At 66.8% G+C, this 20,534-nt stretch carries 19 protein-coding genes; 12 read left to right on the plus strand and 7 right to left on the minus strand.

Annotated elements, in window-relative coordinates; translation table 11 throughout:
* Positions 1 to 146 precede the first annotated feature (146 nt).
* The 8 genes from rho to JL11_RS03400 all read left to right on the plus strand — a co-directional run bounded on the left by rho (position 147) and on the right by JL11_RS03400 (position 7,771).
* On the plus strand, positions 147 to 1,565 hold the full coding sequence (rho, locus tag JL11_RS03365; protein WP_054764413.1) for a transcription termination factor Rho: 1,419 nt from the start codon (positions 147 to 149) through the stop codon (positions 1,563 to 1,565).
* Positions 1,566 to 1,608: 43 nt separating this feature from the next.
* Positions 1,609 to 1,833, plus strand: coding sequence for a DUF6489 family protein (locus JL11_RS03370; protein WP_054764414.1), 225 nt, complete (start codon positions 1,609 to 1,611; stop codon positions 1,831 to 1,833).
* A gap of 39 nt (positions 1,834 to 1,872) precedes the next feature.
* A complete protein-coding gene (gene mnmE / locus JL11_RS03375) occupies positions 1,873 to 3,186 on the plus strand; it encodes a tRNA uridine-5-carboxymethylaminomethyl(34) synthesis GTPase MnmE (RefSeq protein WP_054764415.1) in 1,314 nt (437 codons plus the stop codon).
* A 114-nt stretch (positions 3,187 to 3,300) separates the two neighbouring features.
* Positions 3,301 to 5,181, plus strand: coding sequence for a tRNA uridine-5-carboxymethylaminomethyl(34) synthesis enzyme MnmG (mnmG, locus tag JL11_RS03380; protein WP_054766785.1), 1,881 nt, complete (start codon positions 3,301 to 3,303; stop codon positions 5,179 to 5,181).
* Between the two features lie 14 nt (positions 5,182 to 5,195).
* The gene (gene rsmG, locus JL11_RS03385) at positions 5,196 to 5,813 is read left to right on the plus strand and encodes a 16S rRNA (guanine(527)-N(7))-methyltransferase RsmG (protein ID WP_054766786.1); all 618 of its coding nucleotides are present in this window, start codon (positions 5,196 to 5,198) and stop codon (positions 5,811 to 5,813) included.
* 4 nt (positions 5,814 to 5,817) lie between these two features.
* Complete coding sequence (locus JL11_RS03390) at positions 5,818 to 6,615, plus strand: ParA family protein (RefSeq protein WP_054766787.1); 798 nt, start codon at positions 5,818 to 5,820, stop codon at positions 6,613 to 6,615.
* Between the two features lie 44 nt (positions 6,616 to 6,659).
* Positions 6,660 to 7,541, plus strand: a complete 882-nt coding sequence (locus JL11_RS03395; protein WP_197273340.1) for a ParB/RepB/Spo0J family partition protein — start codon at positions 6,660 to 6,662, stop codon at positions 7,539 to 7,541.
* Positions 7,542 to 7,567: 26 nt separating this feature from the next.
* A complete protein-coding gene (locus JL11_RS03400) occupies positions 7,568 to 7,771 on the plus strand; it encodes a hypothetical protein (RefSeq protein ID WP_054764416.1) in 204 nt (67 codons plus the stop codon).
* Between the two features lie 16 nt (positions 7,772 to 7,787).
* Here the strand turns inward: JL11_RS03400 and holA are convergent, their stop codons facing one another.
* The 4 genes from holA to JL11_RS03420 all read right to left on the minus strand — a co-directional run bounded on the left by holA (position 7,788) and on the right by JL11_RS03420 (position 12,518).
* On the minus strand, positions 7,788 to 8,840 hold the full coding sequence (gene holA / locus JL11_RS03405) for a DNA polymerase III subunit delta (RefSeq protein WP_054764417.1): 1,053 nt from the start codon (positions 8,838 to 8,840) through the stop codon (positions 7,788 to 7,790).
* Positions 8,837 to 9,316 carry an LPS assembly lipoprotein LptE gene (gene lptE, locus JL11_RS03410; protein WP_054764418.1) on the minus strand — a complete coding sequence of 160 codons (480 nt, stop codon included), beginning with the start codon at positions 9,314 to 9,316 and terminating at the stop codon, positions 8,837 to 8,839. The genes holA and lptE overlap by 4 nt, the downstream gene beginning before the upstream one ends.
* On the minus strand, positions 9,316 to 11,880 hold the full coding sequence (gene leuS / locus JL11_RS03415) for a leucine--tRNA ligase (RefSeq protein WP_054764419.1): 2,565 nt from the start codon (positions 11,878 to 11,880) through the stop codon (positions 9,316 to 9,318). Before leuS ends, lptE begins: the two co-directional genes overlap by 1 nt.
* 185 nt (positions 11,881 to 12,065) lie before the next feature.
* Positions 12,066 to 12,518, minus strand: a complete 453-nt coding sequence (locus tag JL11_RS03420) for a DUF3576 domain-containing protein (protein WP_054764420.1) — start codon at positions 12,516 to 12,518, stop codon at positions 12,066 to 12,068.
* A gap of 358 nt (positions 12,519 to 12,876) precedes the next feature.
* Between JL11_RS03420 and JL11_RS03425 the strand changes: the two genes are divergently transcribed.
* Positions 12,877 to 13,269: an NtrZ family periplasmic regulatory protein gene (locus JL11_RS03425; RefSeq protein ID WP_054764421.1), complete on the plus strand. Its 393-nt coding sequence runs from the start codon at positions 12,877 to 12,879 to the stop codon at positions 13,267 to 13,269.
* Here JL11_RS03425 and JL11_RS03430 read toward each other — a convergent pair.
* On the minus strand, positions 13,259 to 13,915 hold the full coding sequence (locus JL11_RS03430; protein WP_054764422.1) for a thiamine phosphate synthase: 657 nt from the start codon (positions 13,913 to 13,915) through the stop codon (positions 13,259 to 13,261). The genes JL11_RS03425 and JL11_RS03430 overlap by 11 nt on opposite strands.
* Here JL11_RS03430 and JL11_RS03435 point away from each other — a divergent pair.
* The gene (locus JL11_RS03435; protein ID WP_054764423.1) at positions 13,914 to 14,654 is read left to right on the plus strand and encodes a YggS family pyridoxal phosphate-dependent enzyme; all 741 of its coding nucleotides are present in this window, start codon (positions 13,914 to 13,916) and stop codon (positions 14,652 to 14,654) included. The two genes, JL11_RS03430 and JL11_RS03435, sit on opposite strands and share 2 nt — an antisense overlap.
* 62 nt (positions 14,655 to 14,716) lie before the next feature.
* Complete coding sequence (locus JL11_RS03440) at positions 14,717 to 15,403, plus strand: response regulator transcription factor (protein WP_054764424.1); 687 nt, start codon at positions 14,717 to 14,719, stop codon at positions 15,401 to 15,403.
* Between the two features lie 21 nt (positions 15,404 to 15,424).
* On the opposite strand, the gene yczE is transcribed toward JL11_RS03440, so the two are convergent.
* Complete coding sequence (gene yczE / locus JL11_RS03445) at positions 15,425 to 16,060, minus strand: membrane protein YczE (RefSeq protein ID WP_082382574.1); 636 nt, start codon at positions 16,058 to 16,060, stop codon at positions 15,425 to 15,427.
* Positions 16,061 to 16,120: 60 nt separating this feature from the next.
* Between yczE and yczR the strand changes: the two genes are divergently transcribed.
* Entirely contained in the window at positions 16,121 to 17,605 is a 1,485-nt protein-coding gene (gene yczR / locus JL11_RS03450) for a MocR-like transcription factor YczR (protein ID WP_054764426.1), read from the plus strand.
* Positions 17,606 to 17,691: 86 nt separating this feature from the next.
* On the opposite strand, the gene JL11_RS03455 is transcribed toward yczR, so the two are convergent.
* The gene (locus tag JL11_RS03455; RefSeq protein WP_054764427.1) at positions 17,692 to 20,409 is read right to left on the minus strand and encodes a TonB-dependent receptor; all 2,718 of its coding nucleotides are present in this window, start codon (positions 20,407 to 20,409) and stop codon (positions 17,692 to 17,694) included.
* Between the last annotated feature and the right edge of the window lie 125 nt (positions 20,410 to 20,534).

A 20,534-nucleotide genomic window follows, 5' to 3' on the forward strand; every position in this document is an offset into this window, starting at 1 on the left:
CGGTCCGTCCAGCGGTCCCTCTCTTTTCGCGACGCCCGCCGGTTCGACCAGCGGGAGACCGTCGTGCCCCCCTTCGGCCGAAAGGCCAGACATTTCCAGAGACCTGACGCCGTGCGGTTCCGTGCGCGCGTCCGCGAGCCTGTATCATGACCGACGTCACCGACACTCCCGAGACCGAAATCGAGGCCGAAGCCCCGACCCATCACGGCGCCGCGCACGAGGCCGGCGAGGCGGCGGGCGCAGACTCGGGCGTGGACACCACGGCGGACGAGGATGAGGACGGCGAGCCGGTGGTGCCGAACGGCCGGATCACCCTGGCCGAGCTGAATGAGAAGACGCCGGCCGACCTGGTCGCCTTCGCCGAACAGCTGGAGGTCGAGAACGCCTCCAACCTGCGTAAACAGGATCTGCTCTTCGCCATCCTTAAGGCCCTGGCCGAGGAAGAGGTCGAGATCATCGCTGACGGGGTGCTGGAAATCCTGCCCGACGGTTTCGGCTTCCTGCGCAGCCCGGACGCCAACTATCTGCCCGGCCCGGACGACGTCTATGTGTCGCCGTCCCAGATTCGCCGTTTCGGCCTGCGCTCGGGCGATACGGTCCATGGCGCCGTGCGGGCGCCGCGCGAGGGCGAGCGCTATTTCGCCCTGCTGAAGGTCGACACCATCAATCTCGAAGACCCCGAGATGGTGAAGACCAAGGTTCTTTTTGACAACCTGACGCCCCTCTATCCCGAGGAGCGGCTGCACATGGAAATCCAGGATCCGACCCTGAAGGATCGCTCGGGCCGGGTCATCGACATCGTCGCCCCCCTTGGCAAGGGCCAGCGCTGCCTGATCGTGGCGCCGCCGCGGGTCGGCAAGACGGTGATGCTGCAGAATATCGCCAAGTCGATCGAGCGGAACCACCCGGAGGTCTTCCTGATCGTCCTGCTGATCGACGAACGGCCGGAAGAGGTCACCGACATGCAGCGGACCGTCAAGGGCGAGGTCGTGGCCTCGACCTTCGACGAGCCGGCCACGCGCCACGTCGCCGTCGCCGAGATGGTGATCGAAAAGGCCAAGCGCCTGGTCGAGCACAAGAAGGACGTGGTGATCCTGCTGGACTCCATCACCCGCCTGGGCCGGGCTTACAACGCCACCGTCCCGTCGTCGGGCAAGGTGCTGACCGGGGGCGTGGACGCCAACGCCCTGCAACGGCCCAAGCGCTTCTTCGGCGCGGCGCGGAATGTGGAGCAGGGCGGGTCTCTGACCATCATCGCCACGGCCCTGATCGACACCGGCAGCCGGATGGACGAGGTGATCTTCGAAGAGTTCAAGGGCACCGGCAACTCGGAAATCGTGCTGGACCGCAAGGTGGCCGACAAGCGCATCTTCCCCGCCATTGACGTGTTGAAGTCCGGCACCCGCAAGGAAGACCTGATCACGCCGAAGGACCAGTTGGCCAAGACCTATGTGCTGCGCCGCATTCTGAATCCGATGGGTCCGCAGGACGCGATCGAATTCCTGCTCGACAAGCTGCGTCAGTCGAAGAACAACGCGGACTTCTTCCAGTCGATGAACACCTGATCCGTCATCTGATGGTTTCACGTGAAACAGGAGGCACGGCGTCATGAAGGTTCAAATCGAGATCGATTGCACTCCGGCGGAGGCGCGCGCCTTTCTGGGACTGCCTGACGTCACCCCGCTGAACGCAGCCATGGTGGTCGAGATGACCAAGCGGATGGAAGCCAATGTCGCCGCCATGCAACCGGACGAACTGCTGAAGACCTGGACCAGTTTCGGCCTTCAGGCGCAGGATCAGTTTCGGCGGTTGATGGAAGCGGCGGTGAAGTGAGCCACAGGTTTCTCCGCAGTTGGAGAAGCCCCTGAGACCATGACCCAGGACACCATCTTCGCCCTCGCCACTCCGCCGGGCCGAGGCGCCATCGCCGTCTTGCGTCTTTCGGGGCCGTCCGTCGCGCCGACGCTGACAGCCCTGGGCGCGGGGGGGCTGAAGCCGCGGCTGGCCTCGGTCCGGGAGCTGAATCATGATGGCGTCGCCATTGATCAGGCCCTGGTCCTTCGGTTCGTCGGACCCCATTCCTATACGGGCGAGGACGCAGCCGAACTTCATCTGCACGGCGGCCGGGCGGTGGTCGAAGCGGCCAGTCGCGCTCTGATCGCCTTGGGACTGCGGCCCGCCGAGCCGGGTGAGTTCACCCGCCGCGCCTTTCAAAACGGCCGGATGGATCTGGCCCAGGCGGAGGCGGTGGCCGATCTGATTGATGCGGAGACGGCGGCCCAGGCGAGACAGGCTCTGGGTCAGCTGGACGGGAGGCTCAGCCAAACCTACGCCGGTTTCCGTCGCGACCTGCTGAAGGCCCTGGCCCTGGTCGAGGCCGAGATCGACTTTCCCGACGAGGAGGTGCCGGACAATCTGGCGCGGACGGCGGGGCCTGTGCTTGAGCAGCTGGCGCGCGATCTGCATCGCGCCGTCGAGGATGGGGCGCGGGGAGAGCGCGTTCGGGACGGCTATCGCATCGTGCTGATCGGTGAGACCAACGCCGGTAAGTCGTCGCTGTTCAACGCTCTGATCCAGCGCGAGGCGGCGATCGTCACGCCGATCGCCGGGACGACGCGCGATGTTCTGGACGCCGAACTGGTGATCGGCGGCTATGCCGTCACCCTGTCGGACACCGCTGGATTAAGAGACAGCGACGACCCGGTAGAGGCGGAAGGGGTTCGGCGCGCGCGGGCGCGCGCAGAGGAGGCGGATCTGAGGCTATGGGTTCGAGCACCCGGCGATGTGGAAGGCGTGGCGGCGGACTATGTTCGGTCGGGTGATCTGATCGTGGCCAATAAGAGTGACCTCGCATCGGCCGATATCCGCTCCCAAGGCTGGGATCAGATCGCCGTAAGCAGTCATACCGGCGCGGGCCTGGGTGAGCTTCATGACTGGATCGCCGCGCGATTGGAGCGAGATCTTTCGGGGGCGGACTTCCCGGCGATCACGCGCGAACGGCATCGGCTTCGGCTGAGCGAGGCCCTGTCGGATGTAAAGGCGGGCCTGAGGGCGCTGGAGGCTTCGCCTGAAATGGCGGGCGACGATCTGCGCCGGGCCGCTCGATCCCTGTCACGTGTCACCGGCGAGATCGGTGTCGAAGAGGTGTTGGGCGAGGTCTTCTCGACCTTCTGTATCGGCAAGTAATACCGATGTTTCACGTGAAACGCCTTAAGTAGGACTACGTTCAGCGAACCCTGTCGTCGCTGTCGAGCGCGCTCACCTCTGGCGAAATCCGGCTTTTTGGCCTATGTGGCGCCCATGATCCCCACAAGCGACCATTCGTTCGACGTCGTCGTCATCGGCGGCGGCCACGCCGGCTGTGAAGCCGCCGCCGCCTCTGCGCGCGCGGGGGCCCGAACCCTGCTTCTGACCCAGAAGCTGGAGACCATCGGCGAAATGTCCTGCAACCCCGCTATCGGCGGCCTGGGCAAGGGGCATCTCGTGCGTGAGATCGACGCCATGGACGGGATCATGGGCCGTCTGGCGGACGCCTCGGGCATCCAATTCCGACTGCTGAACCGGTCCAAGGGCGCCGCCGTTCGGGGACCACGCAGCCAGATCGACCGACGCCTGTATCGGGAAGCCATGCAGGCGGAACTGGCTCAAACGGCGAACCTGACGCTGATGGCCGGCACGGCGGAGCGGCTGATCTTGGACGGCGATCGCGTCACGGGCGTCATTACCTGGGCAGGGGAGAGGATTCGAGCCGCTGCTGTCGTCCTGACGACCGGCACCTTCCTGAACGGCGTCATTCATCGGGGCGAGGAGCGTATTCCGGCAGGCCGGCACGGCGAGGCGCCCTCGACGGGTCTGGCCGTTGATCTGCACGCCGCCGGCCTGACCATGGGCCGGTTAAAGACTGGAACGCCGGCGCGACTGGATGGGCGGACCATCGCCTGGGACCGGCTGGAGATGCAGGAGGCCGACGAGATCCCCAGCGCCTTCTCCTTTCTGACGGATCGGATCACCGTTCCCCAGATCGCCTGCGGTGTCACCCACACGACCGAACAGACCCATCGCCTCATCGCCGAGAACCTGGGTGAAAGCGCAGTCTATGGAGGGCGTCTGTCCGGGCGCGGCCCCCGCTACTGCCCTTCGATCGAGGACAAGGTCGTGCGGTTCGCTGACAAGACCAGCCACCAGATCTTCCTTGAACCGGAAGGTCTGGATGATCCGACCGTCTATCCCAACGGGATTTCGACCTCCGTATCCGAAGCCACCCAGCAGGCCTTCCTGCGGACCATCCCCGGTTTGGAGACTGTTGAGGTCTTCCGTTACGGCTATGCGATCGAATACGACTATGTCGATCCGCGCGAACTGACGGCCGCTCTCGAGGTCAAGAAGCGACCCGGTCTCTATCTGGCCGGCCAGATCAATGGGACGACCGGCTATGAGGAGGCGGCGGCCCAGGGCTTGATGGCCGGGCTGAACGCCGCCCGAGCGGCGACGGGTCAAGACGCTGTGATCCTGGGTCGTGACCAGGCCTATATCGGCGTCATGGTCGATGACCTGGTGACGCGGGGCGTCACCGAACCCTATCGCATGTTCACCAGCCGGGCCGAATACCGTCTGACGCTGCGGGCCGACAATGCGGATCAGCGGCTGACGCCGCTGGCGATGAAGCTGGGGATCGTCGGCTCCGACAGGGCCGCGCGCTTCTCGGACAAGGCCGGCGCCTTGGCCTTGGCGAGCTGTGTTTCACGTGAAACGCTTTTTACGCCGAAAGAGGCCAATGCCCTGGGCATTCCCGTGAATGCCGACGGCCGTCGCCGCTCCATGCGTGAACTGCTCGCCTTTCCGGGCGTCACCCTGCAACAGTTCATGCCGACCATTCCAACCATTGCGGACTGGACCCCTGAAGTTCGTGAGCAGGTCGAAATCGACGCCGGATACGCCAACTATCTCGATCGCCAGGCGATCGACGCCCAGGCCCTTCGCTCCGAGGAGGATTTGATCCTGCCGGTCGATCTCGACTACGCCGTCATCGGCAGCCTGTCCAATGAGGTGCGCGAAAAGCTCAGCCGCATCAGACCCCGCACCCTCGGCCAGGCGGGGCGTATCGAGGGCATGACGCCGGGCGCCCTGACGGCCCTGCTCGCCCATGTCAAAAAGTCGCCCAAGGTCGAGGCGGTCGCCTGATGTTGGAGGGGGAGATGGCCGCCTTCCGGCGCAAGGCGGGCGCTTCAGATGCGCAGATGGCCGATCTGGAGGCCTTTCGCCTGCGGTTAGGCGAGGCGAACGCGGTAATGAATCTCGTTGGGCCGGACAGCCTGCCGGATTTTTGGAACCGCCACGCCTGGGACAGCGCGCAACTGCTGCAGACGGCGCCCTCGGCGCGTTGTTGGGCGGACCTCGGCGCGGGCGCGGGTTTTCCCGGCGTGGTCCTGGCGATCATGCTGAAGGGACGATCGGACGCCCGGGTTTGGCTGATCGACAGCTTGGGGAAACGTTGTCGGTTTCTGCAGGAGGCGGTCGATGCGTTCGCCCTGCCCGCCACGGTGATCAACGGCCGGGCGGAGGATCAGACCCTAAAATGCGACGTGGTGACCGCTCGCGCTGTGGCCCCAATGGAGCGGCTGCTGGGTTATGCACAGCCCTACTTTGAAAGGGGTGCACAAGGTCTGTTCCTCAAGGGGGAAAGGGTCGAATCCGAGTTGATCGAGGCCCGTAAATCCTGGCATTTCGAGGCTGAACTGGCCCCGTCGCAAAGCGACCCGCGCGGCCGCATCGTGACCGTCCGGAGTGTTCGTCGTGCCCGTTCCAAGCACTAACAAACTGCCTGCCCGTGTTCTCGCCGTCTCCAACCAGAAGGGCGGCGTGGGCAAGACCACGACGGCGATCAATCTGGGAACCGCCCTGGCCGCTATCGGAAAGCGGGTGCTGATCGTCGACATGGACCCCCAGGGCAATGCCTCGACCGGTTTGGGCGTTCCACGTGAAACACGACGGGTCACCATCTATGATGTGGTGGTGGATCAGCGCTCTATCGAAGACGCCGCCGTCCAGACCACTGTTCCGGGGCTCTGGATCGTCCCTGCCGATGCGGACATGTCGGGGGTTGAGATCGAGTTGAGCCAGGCGGATCGGCGATCCTATCGCTTGAGGGACGCTCTTCGGCAGCATGACGACGGCCCTACCGCGTATGACTATGTGCTGATCGACTGTCCGCCGTCGCTGAACCTGCTGACCCTGAACGCCATGGCGGCGGCGGATGCGGTTCTTGTGCCGCTCCAATGCGAGTTCTTTGCGCTTGAAGGGCTCAGCCAGTTGATGCGGACCATCGACATGGTCAAACAGAGCCTGAACCCGTCTCTCGAAATCCAGGGGCTGGTGCTGACGATGTTCGATCGGCGGAGCGCCCTGTCGGGCCAGGTCGCCAATGACGTGCGCGCCCATTTTGGCGACAAGGTCTATGACAGCGTCATCCCGAGAAATGTTCGGGTCGCCGAGGCGCCGTCGTTCGGAAAGCCCGCCCTGATCTATGATCTCAAATGCGCCGGCAGTCAGGCCTATCTGCGCCTGGCCAAGGAAGTGGTGAAGCGCGAACGCCAGCGCCAGAAGCTGGCCGCCTGAACGGCCGCTACACGCCTGATTAGAAGAAGAAACGGAACAGTATTTTGGCTGAACGACAAAGAGGTCTGGGCCGCGGCCTGTCGGCCCTGATGGGCGAGAACATCGAGGCGCCGACGGCGCCCAACGCCGCAATGCCTTCCGGCGTGCAGCGCGTGCCGATCGAGAGTTTGAAGCCCAATCCCGATCAGCCTCGGAAAATCTTCACCCAGGAACAGCTGGATGAACTGACGGCCTCCATCCGTGACAAGGGGGTGCTTCAGCCGATCCTGGTCCGCACCCATCCCAAGGAGGAGGGGGTCTGGCAGATTATCGCCGGTGAGCGCCGCTGGCGCGCTTCCCAGGCGGCCCGGCTGACGGAGGTGCCGATCGTCGTCCATGAAATGGATGACGTCGAGGTTTACGAAGTCGCCATCATCGAGAACGTCCAGCGCGCCGATCTGAACCCGCTGGAAGAAGCCGACGCCTATCGGATGCTGATGGAGCGGTTCGGCCGCACCCAGGATCAGGTCGCCGGCATCGTCGGCAAGAGCCGCAGCCATGTGGCCAACACCCTGCGTCTGCTGCAACTGCCTGAAGAAGTGCTGTGGTATGTGCGGAACGGCAAGTTGACGGCCGGCCATGCCCGCGCCCTGGTGACGGCGCCCAACGCCGGCGCCCTGGCCGAGCAGGCCTATAATGAGGGGCTGAACGTTCGCCAGGTCGAGGCCCTGGCCCGCCGCGCCGCCGAGGGCCCCAAGCCGGTCAAGGCCAAGCCCGCCCCCAACGAGGAAGGAACCGCCGACGTCGCCGCCCTGCAACAGGATTTGGCTGACGCCCTGGGCCTGTCCGTTCAGTTGAACGACCGCGCAGGCAAGGGCGAGCTGACCATTCGCTACGGCTCTCTGGAACAGCTCGACGACCTGTGCCGTCGATTGATGCGCGGCTGAGCCCCGCGATGTGCTAGACAGGTGGAATGACCGATGATGTTCCGCCGCCAACCGCCGCCGAAAATCTGAAACAGGCGCTGGCCGCCAAGAAGGCGCGCCGGCAGGGCGGAGCGAGCCAGGGTTTCGGCGGTCCAGCCGGCGCTCAGTCCGCCGGCGACGAGCGCAGCGTGGCCGCCCGCAACATGGCCCTGGCCAAGCCCGCCTTCCGCAAGGCGTCAAAGCGAGGCTGAGCCGCAGCAGCTCCGCTCAAAGCCCCAGACGCTTTGCCCGTCCGGCGATCTCCAGCAGCAGGCGTTCGGCGATCAGCTGGTCGGGCATGCCGGTCGTCTTGGTGGCGACGTCGGCGGTGTTGACGCTGTCGAGCACCTCGTCCAGCGCCTCCAGACGCCAGGCGCGGGCCTGACGCAGCATTTCCGCCTCCTGTTTCCAGAAGACGCCCGCCGCCTTGGCGGCCTCCTTGGCGCCGGCGCCGTTGGCCTGAAGAATATTGATCCGCCGCAGCCGCCCCAGATGCAGGGCGGCGGACCGGACCGCCAGGACCGAGGATTCGCCCTCTGCGAAGGCGCGACGCAGACCCGCTTGAGCCGGACCGGGCCGCCCGCCGAAGGCCTGAAGCGCGGCGTCGGACAGGGAGGCGTCCGGCTCGACCCCCAGATGCTGGTCCAGAAGCTCGCTGTCGATCGTCCGCCCGGAACCGGGACCGATGAACAGGGCCAGGCGTTCGATCTCCTGGCGCATCAGACCCCGCTCACGCGGCAGGCGAGCCACGAAACGATCGAGGGCGTCGGCGGTCAGACCCACCTTGTCGGCCGCCAGGGCCTCGCGAGTCATGCGGGCGACGTCGCCGGTCTCGTCTTCATAGCAGACGATGCCGACGGCGCCGGCCTCCTTCTCGGCGGTCTTGCGCAGGGCGGAGTCACGGCCCAGCTGGTCGGCCTCGACCACCAGCATGGCGTCGGGATTATAGCCGCCCTCGGCATGGATCTTGACGGCGGCGGCCACCGCCTTGTCCACTCCGGGTTTCAGCGCCGACAGCCGGATCCGCACCAGACGGCGCCCGCCCATCAGGGACATGGCCGTCAAGGCCTCTTCAAGCTTGCTTTCTTCGCTGTCGATGTCGCTGTCGGTCAGGACGGTGACGTTGAAAGGGTCGTTCAGGTCCGGGGTGATCGCCCTGCACAGGATCTCGGCCCGTTCGGCGACGCCCGACCGATCCTTGCCGTGGATCACCGCTGCTCGGATCGCCGGATCGGGCGCCTTCAGAAAGCGGTCGATCTCGGGGCGTTTGGCCAGAATCACCGGTTCGACAGGGCCTGCATCAGGTCCAGCCGGATCAGACGCGCCAGTTCGGCGGCCGCGCGTTCTTCACCGTCCTGCTGGGCGGCGATGGCGGCATAGGGCTGGTCGTCGGCGGCGTAGGTGGTGGTGACGGTCTCCACCCCGGTCGTGGGCGCGCCTCCCGCGATGGGCGTCAAGGTCCAGGTCGCCTTGACCGTCAGCTCATAGCGGGTGGCGGTGTCGTCGATCCGGCGCCCCAGGGGCCGCCGGTCCTGTTCGACACGGGTCGTCAGCCGGTAAAGCGGCGCGGCGGACCGGTCCGAGGCCAGGGCGTCCTCCAGCTGTTCACGCAGGCGATAGCCCAGTCGGTCGTCCTGGGCCGTCACCGCGATCCGGCGCAGGGGCGAGCCCACGCCCGGCTCGGCGTACATGGGCGTAAAGCCGCAGGCGGAGAGCGCCAGGACGCTTAGTAGGGCAAGGCTGGTTGGGACGCGCATCAGCCGGCCACCAGATTGACGATCCGATCCTTGACCACGACGATCTTCTTCACGCTCAGACCCTCCAGACGCGCCTTAACCGTCTCATCGGCCAGAACCAGGGCCTCGACCTCGGCCGGCTCCATGCCGCGCGCAACGCGGATTTCCGCCCGACGCTTGCCGTTGATCTGGATGGGCAGAACCACCTCGTCGTCGGCCGCGAGCGCAGCGTCCCACACCGGCCAGGGCGCGTCCAGAACCATCCCGTCCTCTCCCAGCCGGGTCCAGCATTCTTCAGCCAGGTGGGGGGTGAAGGGGGCGATCAGGCGCGCCAGGGCCGAGAGGGCCTGACGCTTGGCTTCGCCGCCCGCCTGGGCGCTGTCACGCACCGCGGCGACGAAGGCGTAGAGCTTGGCGATGGCCGAGTTGAAGCGGAAGCCTTCGACCCCCTCGGACACGGCCTTGATGGCCTTGTGGGTCTCTCGCAGCAGTTCGGCGTTGGCCTTGTCCTCGCCGGCGAAGCCGGGGTCATAGGCGTCGAACAGGCTCCAGGTCCGCTGCACGAACCGGCTGGCGCCCTCGACCCCGCCCGGCGTCCATTGCACGTCCCGCTCGGGCGGGCTGTCGGACAGGACGAACAAACGCCCGGCGTCCACCCCGTGGCTTTCCAGGATTTCCTGAGGCGCGACGACGTTCTTCTTGGACTTGGACATCTTCTCGATGTCGCCGATCGAAAGACGCGCGCCGTTCGACAGGCGGGTGGCGATTCGCTGGCCGTCGATCGTCTCGATGCGGACGTCGGTGGGTTCGACCCAGCGCGGCTTTCCGACCTCGTCCTGGCCTTCGAAATAGGTCTCGTGGACCACCATCCCCTGGGTGAACAGGCCCGCGAACGGCTCCTTCACCGCCAGCATGCCGGCGTCCGACAGGGCGCGGGTGATGAACCGGGCGTACAGCAGGTGCAGGACCGCGTGCTCGACCCCGCCGATATACTGATCCACCGCCAGCCAGCGGTTCGCCGCCTCGGTGTTGATCGGCTCGGCCGCCTTCGGGTCGGTGAAGCGGGCGAAATACCAGCTGGAGTCGACGAAGGTGTCGAGCGTGTCGGTCTCGCGCGTCGCATCCTGGCCGCACGACGGGCATTTGACGTGTTTCCAGATCGGATGGCGGTCCAGCGGATTACCGGGCACGTCGAAGGTCACATCCTCGGGCAGTTCGACCGGCAGCTGGTCGGCCGGAACCTCCACCGGGCCGCAGGATGGGCAGTGGATGATCGGGATGGGGCAGCCCCAGTAGCGCTGGCGTGACACGCCCCAGTCGCGCAGCCGATAGATGGTCGCGCCCTGGCCCGTCCCGGCCGCCTCGACGCGGTGGATCGCCTCGGCCTTGGCCGCCTCAATGTCCAGCCCGTCTAGGAAGTCGGAATGGAAGATGGAGCCGGGGCCCGTATAGGCCTCCTCGCCCACGGCGAAGTCGTCGCCGGCGCCCTCGGGGCGGACCACCGGGATCACCGGCAGGCCGTATTTGCGGGCGAAGTCCAGGTCGCGCTGGTCATGAGCCGGGCAGGCGAAGATGGCGCCCGTGCCGTATTCCGACAGGATGAAGTTGGCGATCCAGACAGGGATTTCGGCGCCGGTGAAGGGATGCAGAACCTTCAAGCCCGTGTCCCAGCCGATCTTTTCGGCCTGTTCGATCTCGGCCTGGGAGGCGCCGCCCTTGCGGCATTCGGCGACGAAGTCGGCGACGCGCGGATCGGCCTCGGCCAGTTGCTTCGAGATAGGGTGATCCGGGGCCAGGCCCAGGAAGCTGGCGCCGAACAGGGTGTCGGGCCGGGTGGTGTAGATTTCGACGCCGGTCTCGTAGCCGGCGGGGGCCTGGCCGGAGAAGGCCCAGGTCATCTGCAGTCCCTTGGACCGCCCGATCCAGTTCTCCTGCATCAGCCGAACCTTCTCGGGCCAGCGATCCAGGGTCTTCAGCCCGTCGATAAGGTCGTCGGCATAGTCGGTGATGCGCAGGAACCACTGGTTCAGTTTGCGCTTCTCGACCACGGCGCCGGAACGCCAGCCGCGCCCGTCGATCACCTGCTCATTGGCCAGGACGGTGTTGTCGACCGGGTCCCAGTTGACCACCCCGTCCTTGCGATAGACCAGACCGCGCCGATAAAGCTCCAGGAACCAGGCCTGCTGCTTGCCGTAGTATTCCGGGTCGCAGGTGGCGAATTCGCGCGACCAGTCCAGCGACAGGCCCAGCAGTTTCAGCTGCTCGCGCATGTTGGCGATGTTGGAATAGGTCCAGCCCTTCGGGTGGATGCCGCGTTCCATGGCCGCATTCTCGGCCGGCATGCCGAAGGCGTCCCAGCCCATCGGGTGCAGGACGTCGTAGCCTTGCGCGCGCTTGGACCGCGCCACCACGTCGCCCATCACATAGTTGCGGGCGTGGCCCATGTGGATGTTGCCCGACGGATAGGGGAACATCTCCAGCACATAGTACTTCGGCCGGCCGGTGTCCTTGGTCACAAAGGCGGCGGCTTCGGCCCAGCGAGCCTGCTGGCGGGGTTCGGCGGTCTTGGGTTCGTAACGGGCCACGGTCGTCCTGAAGTCAAAAGGGCGCTGCCGCCCTCCCGGCTCACTAGCCCGAAGGACGACAGCGCCCAAGAAGTAATGCGTCTCGGCTATCCGAGAACGGCGGCTGAGTCTAAGCCAAACGGTGCTCAAGCAGCCCGAAGGGCGGTCGCACCTACAAGGAAGGCTAAAGCAGGCGTTCGCCTGCTTTAGCCCGCATTAGACAGGTTCAGCTGGCGGGCCTTGGTCAGGATGGCGTTTTCCAGGTCCGCCTCGGTCTGGGCGGCGACCGGAGCGGCGGTCCACTGACCGTCGGGGCCCTTGATCTCCTTGGTCACGGTCACGTTCAGCGCATCGGCGCGCAGACGGGTGTCCAGGATGAAGACGGTGGCCTTGAAACGCTCGTTCGGCGTCTGGGGATTGATGTACCAGTCATAGTTGATGACCCCGCCCCACGGATCGGCGGTCAGCAGGGGCATGAAGCTGAGGGTGTCCAGCGAGGCGCGCCAAAGATAGCCGTTGACGCCGATGCCCTGCTGCACGTCCGTCTTGGCCTTCTTCTTGCCGTCTCCGACAAAGGGAAGGCTGGAGCAGGCGCTCAGGGCCAAGCCTGAGACCAAGGCGACAGCGACGCCGCGAACCAGGGCCTTGTTGAGGCTCATCAAGGAAGTCTCCGTAAACTCAGGGACGTGAAGGCCCTCGCCCCCACGCGCGCGCGGCGTCGCTCTGACGGTCTGCGCCGTTGCGCTGTTCTATAACACGGGCAAAAGGGGCGATGACAAGGCGAACTCGGCCGTGAGGCGTCGCGGGAGCGGTCTCGCGGCGGAGGAGACGACGGTTTTGGCCCGAATCTCGTGACGCTTGAGCCACATCGCGCTGCAACAATGCGGAGGAACCCCGCCCCGGGGCCAACGTTGCGTTGACCGCAAGCGCCCCCGGTGTCTAATCGCGGCGTTCACGGCCCAGAGCGCCGGGGCAGGGTTGAAGGCGTCGCCGTCGGCGGCGTTCGAAGGGTTTGGAATGCGTTTCGGCGGTTTCTCGGCTGGACTGGTTGTGGCGACGGCTCTGCTCGCCGGCACGCCTGTGCTTGCGCAGAGCGCAGCGTCGCGCGGTTCGGGCCTGTCTCTGTCGGAAGCCCAGTCGGCTCAGCGCCACGCCCCCGCGCAGCAGCGTCGCGGCCTGCGTCTGAACGACAGCGGACGCTGGGCCCTGGATTTCAGTCTGAACCAGCCTGTGGGCCGCGAGACGGACTGGGGAGACGTCGAAGCCGGCGCCTACTACCGGCTCAACGACCGTCTGCGCGTCGGCGCCGCCGCGGCTGTGGCCTCGCCGGAGGCTGATCCTGCACGAGCGCCGGAGACCAGCGCCCGCACCCAGCCCCGCGTCCGTCTGGAAACAATCTTCAAGTTCTGACGCCGCCGAAGGCGGACTGGATCGTCTCCACCGCCGCCAGGCCGCAGGCGCCCGATCCCGTCAGCAGAGCAACCCGGTCCGGACGCAATCCTCCCAGGGCGTAAACCGGAACCCCGGCGCGTTCGACTAGGGTTTTGAACGCCGGCGCCCCAAGAGCCGGCTTGGTCGCCGACGCGCCCCCAGCCGGAAAGACCGGCGACAGGATCAGGGCCTCAACGCCTGAAGCCGGCGGTCCGGCTCCGTGCCAGGCCGCCGTCAGCCGCCAATCCGGGCGCCGTCTTCGCACATCGGCGGCGCGATCAGCTTCTCTCTCCGGCAGATGCAGGCCGTCGGCCGACACGGCGTCGGCGAGATCGGCGTCCTTTCCCACCAGAAGTTCAACCCCGGCCTCTCGCGTCACGGCGCGCAGGCGAAGGCCGATCTCAACCGCCTGATCGGCGCCGAAGGCGCGATAGACCACGCCCGATCCCGGCGGCAGGCGCGCCGCCGTTTCCCAGGGGCGGGGGGTGCGCGCCGGGTCGGTGAAGAACAGCAGCGGCGGCAGACGCGCCGCCGCCGGGCTGACAGAGGCGGCGGCGCGGTTTAGAGCGGTGGCCGCATCCCAGAGCATGCGCGCATCGTCGCTGTAACCGGCCGGCAGGATCATGACCTCTTCTTCTCCCGCTTTGGCGTCTCCGTCCACCGATGCCGCCGCAATCTCCGACAGGCTGGCCGTCGTCCGCGCCCGTATCGCAGAGGCCTGCCGTGCCGTCGGGCGCGACCCCGAAACCGTCGTTCTGACCGCCGTCTCCAAGACCCAGCCGCCGGGGGCCGTCGCGGCCATGAGGGCGGCGGGCCAGAGGGTGTTCGGCGAAAACCGAGTGCAGGAGGCCCAGGGACGTTGGGCCGAGGGCCTGTACGGCCGCCCCGGCGGAGTGGAACTGGAGCTGCGTCTGATCGGGCCGCTCCAGACCAACAAGGCCGAAGACGCCGTGGCCCTGTTTGACGTCATCGAGACCCTGGACCGGGAGAAGCTGGCGCGGACCCTGGCCGAGGCTGCGGCGAAACGGGGCCGATCGCCTCGTCTGCTGATCCAGGTCAATACGGGGGCCGAGCCGCAGAAGGCCGGCGTCCTGCCCGACGCCGCCGAGTCTCTGATCGCGACGGCGCAGAAGACCTATGGGCTGACGGTCGAGGGGTTGATGTGTATTCCGCCCGCCGATGAGCCGCCTGAACCCCATTTCCGGCTTCTGGCGCGGTTGGCGGAGGACAATGGCCTGTCGGTCCTGTCCATGGGGATGAGCGGCGATTACGAGACGGCGATCCGCTGCGGCGCGACCCATGTCCGGGTGGGAACGGCGTTGTTCGGGGAACGAAAACCATCCGAAACAGTCTCTAGGCCGTAACTCGACGTGAATTCGCACCCCCAAGCCTTGGCGCGGGGGCCAAGCCTCGCCATTGTCTGTCCATGCCCACGCCCAAGACCATCCTGATCATCGATGACGACGACGACCTGCGCGAGGCCTTGGCCGAGCAGTTGAATCTGCACGAAGAGTTCAAGACCCAGCAGGCCTCGACCGCCGCGGACGGCGTTCGTATGGGGCGCGAGATCCGCGCAGACCTGATCCTGCTGGACGTCGACCTGCCCGACATGGACGGCCGCGAGGCCTGCCGCCTGCTGCGCAAGGACGGGGTCTCCACCCCGGTCATCATGCTGACCGCCCAGTCCGCCGACGCCGACGCCATTCTGGGCCTGGACGCGGGCGCCAACGACTATGTCACCAAGCCCTTCCGGTTCGCGGTCCTGCTGGCCCGCATCCGCGCCCATCTGCGCAGCCACGAACAGTCGGAAGACGCCGTCTTCTCCATCGGCCCCTATGAGTTCCGGCCCGCCGCCAAGGTTCTGATGGACGCCAAGGGCAAGAAGGTGCGGCTGACGGAAAAAGAGACGAACATCCTGAAGTATCTCTACCGCGCCGGCGCCAAGCCCGTGTCGCGCGAGGAGCTGCTGACCGAGGTCTGGGGCTATAACGCCGGTGTCACCACCCACACCCTGGAAACCCACATCTATCGCCTGCGCCAGAAGATCGAGCCTGAGCCGGGTCAGGCCAGGCTTCTGCTGACCGACGCGGGCGGTTATCGGCTCCAGCCCTGAGGGGTTCCGAACAAGGCGCCGTTAGGCTGGACGCGTCGGTTTTCCGCCAGGAAGCGTTTTCCGCCCGTCCTCCTTTCCGACCGTGAACGCCGGAAGGAAGATCTGGACCAGCGGGCCGATGGCGAGGGCGTAGAGGATCGTCCCGACCCCGACCGAGCCGCCCAGGGCCCAGCCGGCGGCGACGACGGTCAGTTCGATGGCGGTCCGCACGGCCTTGATCGGCCAGCCGGTGCGGGCGACCAGACCTGTCATCAGGCCGTCGCGCGGTCCTGGACCCAGGCCCGCCCCGATATAGGCGCCGCTCGCCACGCCATTCAGCACAATCCCCGTCGCCAGGAACAGGCTCCGAACCGGTAGGACCGCGTCCGTCGGAATGTGCCTCAGCGCCAGGCCGGCGACCGAGCCGATGACCAGAACATTGGCGATCGTGCCTATCCCCGGCTTCTGGCGCAGCGGAATCCACAGCAGCAGCACGGTCATACCGATCAGATTGACCACCATGCCGAAGCCGAGACCGGCCGGTTCGGCGAACCGTTCGAAAACGCCCTGGCTCAGGACGTCCCAAGGGTCGAGACCCAGATCCGCCCTGACGATCAGGGCGATGGACAGGCCGTAAAGGCTCAGGCCCAGGAAGAGTTGGATCAGGCGGCGGGTCATGAGAGGCGTTTCGCCTGAACTGGCTGTGGAAAAAAGGTCCAGTTCTGTCATTCTGGCCCCATGTCCTCGCGCTCTATCGGCACAGCCTCACTGATCCGCCACTTAGGCGTTTGGCGCGCGCCGGGCGCCGGCCCGGCCTACCGTCAATTGGCCGGAGCCGTCAGACTTTTGATCCTGGACGGACGACTGCCTCTGGCGGCGCGACTGCCGGGCGAGCGCGAAGCGGCGCAGGCGCTGGGTTTGAGCCGTACGACCGTGTCGGCCGCCTATGGGCGACTGCGGGATGACGGGTTTCTGACGGGGGGACGCGGCGCCTCGGCGCGGACCAGCCTGCCGGGGGAGGCGCCGACGGGCGGCTCGCGCGGCCTTCCTGAAGCTAGAACCTCTTCCCGCGCGGACGAGGTACTCGACCTGACCGCCGCCGTCCTGCCGGCCGATCCCAGCGTTCACGCCGCCTATGTCCGGGCCTTGGAGCGGCTGCCGATCCGTTTGCCGGGCCACGGCTATGAGGCCTTGGGGGTTGAGGCCCTGCGCGAGGCGGTGGCGGCCGCCTATCGCCAGCGCGGCTTGCCGACCTCGCCCGCCCAGATTCTGATCACCCACGGGGCGCACAATGGACTGGTTCATCTGCTGCGGCTGATGGTCAGGCCGGGTCAGCCGGTCGTCTTCGACCATCCCACCTATCCCCAGGCGCTGGACGCCATTCTCGCGGCCGGCGCGCGTCCCACGCCGGTCGCCCTGCCGGACGACGCCGGGGCGGGAGCGGGGACTGAGGGGTGGGATGTGGAGGGTCTGATCGCCGCCTGTCGGACCAGTGGCGCGCCCCTGGCCTATCTGGTCCTCGACCATCACAATCCCACCGGGCGGATGATGCGGGCGGCGGATCGGCTGCGGCTTCTGGCGGGGCTGAAAGGGTGCGAGACCCTGCTGGTGCTGGATGAGACCCTGGTGGAGCTGACCCTCAGCGGCCCGCCCGCCCTGACGGCCTCGGCGGTCGATGCGCCGCGTGTCGTGCGCCTGGGCTCCCTGTCCAAGAGCGTCTGGGGCGGGTTGCGCATCGGGTGGATTCGCGCGGACCGGGCGGTGATCCAGCGGCTCGCCCAAAGCCGCGCCAGTTTCGATCTGGGCGCGCCGATCCTGGAGCAGCTGGCGGCGGTCGAACTGGTGGGCGACGGCGGCGCCGGCCTGGCGGCGCGACGGCCTCTGCTGCGAGCGCGACGCGACCATCTGCGGATGCGGCTGGCGGAACGGCTGCCGCTGTGGGCCTGTCCCCGGCCGGCGGGCGGCCTTTCCGTCTGGGCGCAACTGCCGGCGCCGATCAGCTCGGCCCTGGTGGTCCAGGCGGCCGAGCGCGGCTTGAGATTGGCGTCCGGTCCGCGCTTCGGCGTGGACGGCGCCTTCGAACATCGGCTGCGGCTGCCCTACACTCTGCCGGAGCCTGTTTTGGACGTGGCGGTCGAGCGATTGGCTCAGGCGGCCGAGGCGCTGGAGCGCAAGACACGGCCGGTTTCCGCGCCTCCGCCCCGTCGCGTCGCCGTCTATTGAAGGCGCGGTTCGCCTATCCGGAAACGATAGAGGGCGGCGGATTTGCTCCGCCGCCCTCCTGAGCGTCAATCGACTGGGTCGTAGGATCAGAAGGTGGCGTTGACGCTGACCTGGAAGATCCGACCGGTTTCCAGATAGCCGCCCTTGCGGTCGGGCGAGACATAGCGTTCGCCCGCCCCGACGGTCGACCAGCGGGTCGGTTCGTCGGTCAGGTTGCGGACCGCAGCCCCCACTTCCAGTCCCGGCGCCAGGGTCAAGGCCACGCCCAGGTTCAGCTCCTTGGACGGCTGGATGTAGATGTCGGGCTGGCTGTCCTGAACCGTGTCCAGGCGACGACCGGTGTAGTTGTACCAGAGGCTGGCCCGCAGCGACCCATGCTCATAGCCGGCCTCCAGATTGTACATCAGCTCGGGCGCCTGGGGCAGGTCGCTCTTGCGGATGTCGGTCGAGGAGAGGCGGTATTCGGCCTCCGTCTGCTGATAGGTCAGGTTCCCGCCCAGCGACAAGCCGTCCATCCAGCCGTCGACCGGCAGGACATAACGACCGCCCATTTCGATCCCGGTGGCGGAGCCGCCCAGGCCGTTGAACGGCTTGATCAGGATGACGCCGTCGCTGGTCTTGCTCGTGCCCGTCCGCAGGGCGGTCGGCACGACGATATTGTCCAGATCCTTGTGGTAGACGGCCAGTTGCAGGTTGGAGCCGACGGCGTACCATTCCAGACCCAGGTCATAGCTCCAGCCCTCAACCGGTTTCAGATCGGGGTTGGGCTGGCTGATGCTGATGACGGCGTTGGTGACGGGGTCGCGGCTGACGGTGGTCGGACCCGCCAGCTGGCTGCCCGCAGGCCGGCTGTAGCTGGAACGCGCGGCCGCCCGCACCACCAGGGCGTCGCTGGGACGCCAGGCGGCGATGACGCTGGGATCGACATGGTCGTAATCCCGATCTGCGGTCGCGAAACGGGCGCCGTCGGCGTCCTTCACGAAGAAGCGGGCTTCGAAGTGGTTGTCCTCGTAGCGGACCCCCGGCGTGATCTCCAGGACGCCGCCGGCCAGTTTCAGTGTGGCGGCGGCGAAGGCGGCCGTCCGGTCTTCCCGGCTGTCCGACAGGCCCTGGTTCAGCTTCTCTTGCGAAACCACCACGGTCGAGCCGTACAGATCGCGTTCGTTTTCGACGAAGCGGCGATCGACCAGCTTCACCGGGCGCACCGTGCCGTGGTCCATGAAGTCGGTGATCAGGCGGCCGGGCGTCGCGCCGATCGACGGGCCGTCCACGGTTCCAGCCTGCAAGGACGTGCGGAAACGGTAGCGGGTGTCGTCCGGGGCCAGGCTGCGGCCGTCCTGATCGGCCGTCTCGTACAAGCCGCCGACCGAGGCGCTGGCGAGCACGCCGGAACCGGCCCAGGTCAGGTCGCCCTTCACCGTCTTCTTCACCTCCGACAGATAGCCGTAGCCCTGCTGGACATAGATCTGGCTGGGACGGTCCTGGCTGGCGACATAGGCGGTCGCGCCGGCCGACAGCACCGGCATGGGCCAGCGAGGGTCCGACAGGTCCAGCTTCAGCCCTTCGGTCGAGGCGCCGGTATTGCCCGTCGCGCCGTTATAGGCGACGCCTCGCCAGGCGGCCTCGATCGTATTGGGCGAGTCCAGACGGCCGTCGGCATAGGCGGCTTCCAGCGAGGCGGTGAAGTCGCCGAAGCGCAGCTTGCCCCCCGTCTGGACCGACAGCAGCTCCTGTTCGACGTCCTCGACGCGGAAATAGTTGGCCGGATTGATGCCGTAGGGCGTGTAGTCGCCGGCGGCGTTGTAGTTGGCGCCGCCCGGATTGGGATTGGTCTGGCCCGAGGTCCGCTCGCTGCGAAGCCCCGTCTGGTTCATCGTATTGGTGTTGGTGTAGGTCGCATAGTTGACCCGGGCGAACAGGTCCAAGGGCTGGGTGCGATAGTCCAGAGAGGCCGTGGCGCCGTAGCGTTCCACCGTGGAGTTGAAGAAGTTCCACTGAAGACCGTCCGCCGACAGGGCGTTCTCATTCTCGCGGGCCGAGCCGACATTGGCCCTGGAAGTCTTGTAGTCGTTCTGAACAGCGACGCTTTCGGCGGCGCTGTCCTTCTGCTCGTAATAGGCGGAAGCATAGACGCCCAGGCGACCGTCGGCGAAGCGACGCGCCATGTCCACGCCGACTGCGCCGCCCAGGCTGTCCTGACCGCGATCCTGGGCCAGTTCGGCCATCTGGCCGACGGCGCGCAGGCGCAGCATCTGGTCACCGAAGTCGAAGGCGGTCGGCGTGACCAGATTGACGATACCGGCGATGGCGTCGGCGTCGAGCGTCGCATCCGGCGTCTTTTCGATGCCGATGGTCTGGATAGCGAAGGGGCTGAACAGGTTCAGCGAGATCGAGCGGCCGCCGGCCGTCTGGGGCAGGCGCAGGCCGTCCAGCGTATAGGCGTTGAAGCTGGTGTCGAAGCCGCGGATGGCGACGTATTGGGCTTCGCCGGTGGCCGACTGGTTGCGGCCCTGGTCCTGACTGACCGACACGCCGGGCAGGCGCTTGGCCAGGTCGGCGATGGTGGTTTGGGGGTTCAGGCTGACGTCGCCGACGGCGACGGCGTCCACGACGCCGGTCGCCTGGCGTTCCTCGACCAGAACCGTCTGGGCGCGCCGGGCGCCGGTCACGACGATCTCTTGCAAGGTGGCTGGGCCGGTAGCGGTCTCGGACTGGGCCCAGGCCGAACCGCCGGCGCAGAGCGCGGCGAGGCTGCAGGAAACGCCGAGAAGGGCGCGCCGAGTGGACGAACCTGAAATGGTCATTGGAAATCCGATTAATGAGGCCGCGCCCCCATGGGCGGCGCGGGCTCCTTAGTGCGGGTCAATGACAGGCTGCCTAAAGCTATGCGCCTGAAAGGCTAAGCTTTTGCGACGCTTGTGGGACAGTT

It is taken from the genome of Brevundimonas sp. DS20 (assembly GCF_001310255.1).
Lineage (GTDB): Bacteria > Pseudomonadota > Alphaproteobacteria > Caulobacterales > Caulobacteraceae > Brevundimonas > Brevundimonas aurantiaca.